This window comes from Mesorhizobium sp. M7A.F.Ca.CA.004.04.2.1, assembly GCF_004022825.1.
Taxonomy (GTDB): domain Bacteria; phylum Pseudomonadota; class Alphaproteobacteria; order Rhizobiales; family Rhizobiaceae; genus Mesorhizobium.
On record NZ_RZPH01000420.1, the window covers coordinates 1 to 4,867 of the forward strand.

General features: G+C 64.3%; 7 protein-coding genes. 5 read left to right on the top strand and 2 right to left on the bottom strand.

Annotated features, from left to right (window positions below; translation table 11 throughout):
* On the bottom strand, positions 1-316 hold a 316-nt coding region (locus tag EN893_RS18945), incomplete at its 3' end, for an adenosylhomocysteinase (protein ID WP_206640137.1).
* 166 nt (positions 317-482) lie between these two features.
* Here EN893_RS18945 and EN893_RS18950 point away from each other — a divergent pair.
* From EN893_RS18950 to EN893_RS18965, 4 genes are all read left to right on the top strand, one after another.
* Complete coding sequence (locus EN893_RS18950; protein WP_127267212.1) at positions 483-1,862, top strand: sodium:solute symporter family protein; 1,380 nt, start codon at positions 483-485, stop codon at positions 1,860-1,862.
* Between the two features lie 82 nt (positions 1,863-1,944).
* On the top strand, positions 1,945-2,388 hold the full coding sequence (locus EN893_RS18955) for a cytidine deaminase (protein ID WP_164748890.1): 444 nt from the start codon (positions 1,945-1,947) through the stop codon (positions 2,386-2,388).
* Positions 2,389-2,521: 133 nt separating this feature from the next.
* Entirely contained in the window at positions 2,522-3,307 is a 786-nt protein-coding gene (locus tag EN893_RS18960) for a pseudouridine synthase (RefSeq protein WP_245490863.1), read from the top strand.
* Positions 3,308-3,425: 118 nt separating this feature from the next.
* Complete coding sequence (locus EN893_RS18965; protein WP_127267214.1) at positions 3,426-3,827, top strand: VOC family protein; 402 nt, start codon at positions 3,426-3,428, stop codon at positions 3,825-3,827.
* Between the two features lie 31 nt (positions 3,828-3,858).
* Here EN893_RS18965 and EN893_RS18970 read toward each other — a convergent pair whose 3' ends face one another.
* On the bottom strand, positions 3,859-4,440 hold the full coding sequence (locus EN893_RS18970) for a histidine phosphatase family protein (protein WP_127267215.1): 582 nt from the start codon (positions 4,438-4,440) through the stop codon (positions 3,859-3,861).
* A gap of 207 nt (positions 4,441-4,647) precedes the next feature.
* On the opposite strand from EN893_RS18970, the gene EN893_RS18975 reads away from it, so the two are divergent.
* Positions 4,648-4,867 (top strand): universal stress protein (locus EN893_RS18975; RefSeq protein WP_164900955.1); only part of this gene is annotated, 220 nt, incomplete at its 3' end.

A 4,867-nucleotide genomic window follows, 5' to 3' on the forward strand; every position in this document is an offset into this window, starting at 1 on the left:
CCAGCGTGTCGGCGCGGCTGCCGAACACGCCGATGCCCTGGCTTTGCAGGAAGGCGACGACATCGTCCTGCGTCGAGCCATGATTGCCGGTGCCGACGATCTCGGCCCCGCCTTCGGCGAGCACCTCGAGCAGCACCGCAGTCTTCGGCTCGACATGCAGCGACACGCCGATGCGCCGGCCGGCGAAGGGTTGGGTTTCGCGGAACTCCGAGCGCAGGGTGGCGAGCATCGCCATGCGCGAACGGATCCAGGCGATACGGGCGCGGCCGCGTTCGACCAGTTCCGGGTTTGCCAGATTTGCCTTCGCCTGGGTCATTCGCAGTCTCCGATCATGGTCCATATTCAGCACTTGCAAAAAAGTTTTTTGCATGTGACAAATCTTGCAGAGGGTCGTCAAGCCCCACCGAAAAGGGGCAACGGACAGAACGGCGCCGCACCAAGGCGTGGCGCGGCATTTGGCTTTGCACCTGAAGGGGTAGAAAATGGGAAATCTGGATATCGCGGTTGTCGCCGTATATCTCGTGGCGGTCACCGCAATCGGGCTGTTCTTCGCCCGCTCGATCAAGACCGAGGAAGACTACATCGTCGCCGGCCGGCGCATGGGGCCGCTGTGGCTGACCATTTCGGCCTTCGCCTCGTGGACCGGGCTTGCCGGCCTGTTCGGCACGCCTGAAATGGTGGTCCGCTACGGCATTTCGGGCACATGGTGGTGGTTCACCTTCCCGATCGGACTGTTGCTGATGGGCATCTTCCTGGCCAAGATCGTGCGCCAGCGCATGCATGTGACGACGCCCGACATCGTCGCGCAGGACTATCCGGGTTCGGTGCGGGTCGCCGCCTCGCTGGTCACCAGCTGGAATTACCTCGCATGGGCGGCCGCGCAGGTGTTCGGCATCTCGATGGTGTTCACGCTGTTTTCGGGGATGGACCCGACCACCGGCGCCATCGTCGCCTTCCTCGTCGTCATCGTCTATACCATGCTGGGTGGCTTCCTCGCTGTGGTGGCGACCGACGTGCTGCAGGCGGTCATCTTCCTGGTCGTCATCGGCGTGGTGGCGCCGTTGTTCGTCATCTTCGGACCGGGCGTCTCGCATGTTTATGAGGCGACCAGGGACATTCCCGGCTTCTACAATCTGTTCGCCAACGTGCCGCCTGCGACGCTATTCGTGTGGTTCCTGCTGTTGCCCGCCGGCTTCATCGACACGATCGGCTTCCAGCGCGTCTTTTCCGCCAACTCGCCGGAGACGGCGCGCAAGGGCCTGATCAACGGCTTCGTCATCATGGCCGTGTTCGGCGTCATCCTCACCTTCCTCGGCGTCGCAGCCAAGGCGCTGCTGCCGTCCGGCACCAACCCGGTCAACGCCATGCCGGACCTGATGGTGCAGCTTTTGCCGCATGGCATCATCGGCGTGCTGGTGGCCGCCTTCCTGGCGGTGGCGATGTCGACGGCCAGCACGACATTGCTGATCACCGCCACCACCCTGCAGCGCGACGTGATCTCGCGGCTGCGCCCCGACGCCAGCGACAGGGAAAGGCTGTGGACCAGCCGCATCCTGCTGCTCGTGCTCGGCCTGGTGGCGCTGGTGGTGGCGCTCAGCGTGCCCGGCATCGTCACCATCCTGATGCTCGGCTTCTCGGTCTATGTGCCGGGCCTGCTGCTGCCCGTGCTATCGGCCACGTTCGGCTGGCGCATTCCCTCCTGGTCGATGTTGGCGACCATCGTGCTGGGCGCCGGCTCGACCGCCATCCTCGTGCTGATGGGCGAACCCGGCGGCATTCCAGCCTCGCTGGTAGGCTTCTTCCTTTCGGTCGTCCCGTTCGCCGCCGGGCTCGTTACACGGCCGGAGCGGCAGGACGCTTGAGCCAGGAAAGGTCGCAAGAAAGCAAAGAGATAGCGCTCCATCCTGAATCAGTGCGGGATGGGGCATGGATGTGGAGAGACCGATGAAGAAGACCAGCTTCGACAAGCTTTCGAGTGCCGACCAGGCACTTGTCACAGCCGCCGCGCAAGCGCGCGACAAGGCCTACACGCCCTACTCCAACCACAAGGTCGGCTCGGCCGTGCGCACCTCATCTGGCCGGCTGTTCGCCGCCTGCAATGTCGAGATCGTCACCTTGCAGCAATCGGTGCATGCCGAGCGCAACGCGGTGATGCAGATGGCTGCGGCGGGCGAGCGGCAGATCGAGGCCATCGTCTGCCACGGCCCCTATTCGGGCGTGCCGTGCGCGGAATGCCGGCAAGTGATCTGGGAATTCTGCTGCGATGATCCCGACGTGAAGATCATCGGCTCCACCCTCGATGGCGAGATCGAACTGATGACCATCGGCGAGATCTATCCGAGCCCCTACGGACCGGGCACCAAAGGTATCGACCCGCGCAAATTCTGAAACCGCCGATCGGCTTCCAATGCGCGGCGGACCTGGATCAAGCTTGGCCTCGGGTTGCCGGCCCTCGCCGCATCCAGCTTGCGAAGCCGTCACCCCCCGTGGCATCTGTCTGTCATAACGGACGATCCGCAGCATGGCAGCACGACCACCCGCCGGAAACCCGCCTAACGGCAAGCCACCCGCCGGCAAACTACACACCAGCAAGCTATTGGGCGTCAGTCTCAACCGGGCACTGTCGAAGCTCGGCCTGTGCTCGCGCACGCAGGCCGAGGTGCTGATCGCCGAAGGCCGTGTGCGCATCGGCGGCAAGGTGGTGCGCAATGCAGCCCTGCGGGTCGACCTCGACCGCGACCGCATCGTCGTCGACGACAGGCCGGTGGTTGCCGAGCGCAAGGTCTATCTCATGCTCAACAAGCCGCGCGGGCTGGTCACCACCCGCGACGACCCGCAGCAGCGCGACACCGTCTATGCCTGCCTCGAAGGGCTCGACCTGCCCTTCGTCTCGCCGGTCGGCCGCCTCGACAAGGCCAGCGAAGGCCTGCTGCTGATGACCAACGACACCCGATTTGCCAACCGGCTGATGGACCCGGCTTCGCATTTGCCGAAAACCTATCACGTGCAGGTCGGCACGGTGCCGGACGCGGCGATGTTGAAGACGTTGCGCGCGGGCGTGAGCGTCGACGGCGAGATCCTGAGCGCCAGCTCGATCGAATTGCTGCGCAGCGGTGGCCGCACCGCCTGGCTGGAGATCGTGCTCGACGAAGGCCGCAACCGCCACATCCGCCGCCTGCTCGCCGCGCACGGCGTCGAGGTCCTGCGCCTCATCCGCATCGCCATCGGCCGCCTGCCGCTCGGCGACCTCGCCAAGGGCACGGCACGGCATTTGACACCGGAGGAACTGGCGCTGCTGACGGGGTAAGCAGCGCGTGCGCTGGTGCAGGCTCACAGCAATCCTTCCTGACGGAAAGCTGTCCGGAGGCCTAGCCTATAGGTCGGATGGGAGCCGGCCACGGCTTCAACGATCAGGAGCCAAAGCAATGAATTTCGTCTCTGTCCGCATCATCACTTCGGACGTTCAGCGCCTCGTGCGCTTCTACGGCGAGATCACGGGCATGCCCGTGACGGTCTACACGGAAGACTTCGCGGAACTGGCGACACCGGCCTGCACGCTGGCGATTGGCAGCACGCGCACCTTGATGCTGTTCGGCGGCGACATCGCCCGCCCCGCCGACAACCACACCGTCATCCTCGAGTTCCGCGTCGGCGACGTCGATGCTGAATTCGCCAGGCTCTCGGACCTCGTCAGGAATGTTACTGTGCAGAAGCCAACCACAATGCCCTGGGGCAATCGCTCGCTGCTGTTTCGCGACCCCGATGGCAATCTGGTGAATTTCTTCACGCCGGTGACCGCCGAAGCGATCAAGAAATTCGACAGGTAGGGCGGAAGCGGCGCCGCTGGCCAAAGCCGCCCTACTTCTGGTTCCATTTCCGGATGACCGGCTCGCTCAAATCATGCTCGTAGCCGAGCACGCTGATGCTGGCTGTTTCGAGCACAAGCAGCGCGCCGCCTTCGGGCGGCAGGCCAATCCAGCGCGCCGCCAGCACGCGCAAGAAATGCGCGCTGGAAAACACCAATATGCCGGCATTGGCCTCGCGCAGCCCGGCGATAATCCTGTCGGCCCGCGCGCCGACATCGGCCGCCATCTCGCCCTTTGGACAACCATCGCGAAACACATTCCAGCCGGGGCGCTCGGCCAGGATCTGTTTTGTCGTCAGCCCCTCATAGGCGCCGTAGTCCCATTCCTGCAGATCGTCCTTCTTGACGCTCTGCGCGTCGAAGCCGGCCAGTACACTGGTGTTGTAGGCGCGCTGCGACGGGCTCGACCATACGGCCGAAAAAGACAGCCCCTTGAGCCTATCGGCGACACCCCGCGCGGCGGCCTCGCCAACCGGGGTCAACGGCATGTCGGTGCGGCCGGTATGCTGCCCCGAAAGGCTCCATGCCGTCTCACCATGCCGGACCAGATGGATTTGGGGATACGCGTTGCTCATGGAATGCCTTTCAGTGTCGCCGGCACCTTAAGCGACGATGCGGCAAAGGGGAATCCGCTTGGTACAAAACTGCGTGGTCGCCTGGCCTTGATCGGCGGCGGGCCGGCCCTGTGATCGGCCCGAGGCCGCAACTATATCAAGGCCAGCCTCCACAAGGCTCCCGCCACCACAAGGGCACAGGCCCTTGCACAACAAGTCGAGATCGTCATGTACAAACATCTGCTCATCGCCACGGACGGATCGGAACTGGCCGACAAGGGCGTTACTCACGGCCTGACGTTGGCCAAGGGCCTCGGCGCTGCTGTCACCTTCGTCACCGTCTCGGAACCATTCCCGATCTTCGCCTTGGGGGGTGCCATGGCCGGCTATGCCGCCGGCAACGAACTGGCTGCCTACAAGGAAGAGGCGGGACGACACGCTAAGGAAG

What these genes read in the sequence shown, in the direction of transcription:
- EN893_RS18960 (WP_245490863.1), top strand. Translation starts at nt 2,522, where the DNA reads ATGGCAGCACGACCACCCGCCGGAAACCCGCCTAACGGCAAGCCACCC.
- EN893_RS18970 (WP_127267215.1), bottom strand. Translation starts at nt 4,440, where the DNA reads ATGAGCAACGCGTATCCCCAAATCCATCTGGTCCGGCATGGTGAGACG.
- EN893_RS18950 (WP_127267212.1), top strand. Translation starts at nt 483, where the DNA reads ATGGGAAATCTGGATATCGCGGTTGTCGCCGTATATCTCGTGGCGGTC.
- EN893_RS18955 (WP_164748890.1), top strand. Translation starts at nt 1,945, where the DNA reads ATGAAGAAGACCAGCTTCGACAAGCTTTCGAGTGCCGACCAGGCACTT.
- EN893_RS18965 (WP_127267214.1), top strand. Translation starts at nt 3,426, where the DNA reads ATGAATTTCGTCTCTGTCCGCATCATCACTTCGGACGTTCAGCGCCTC.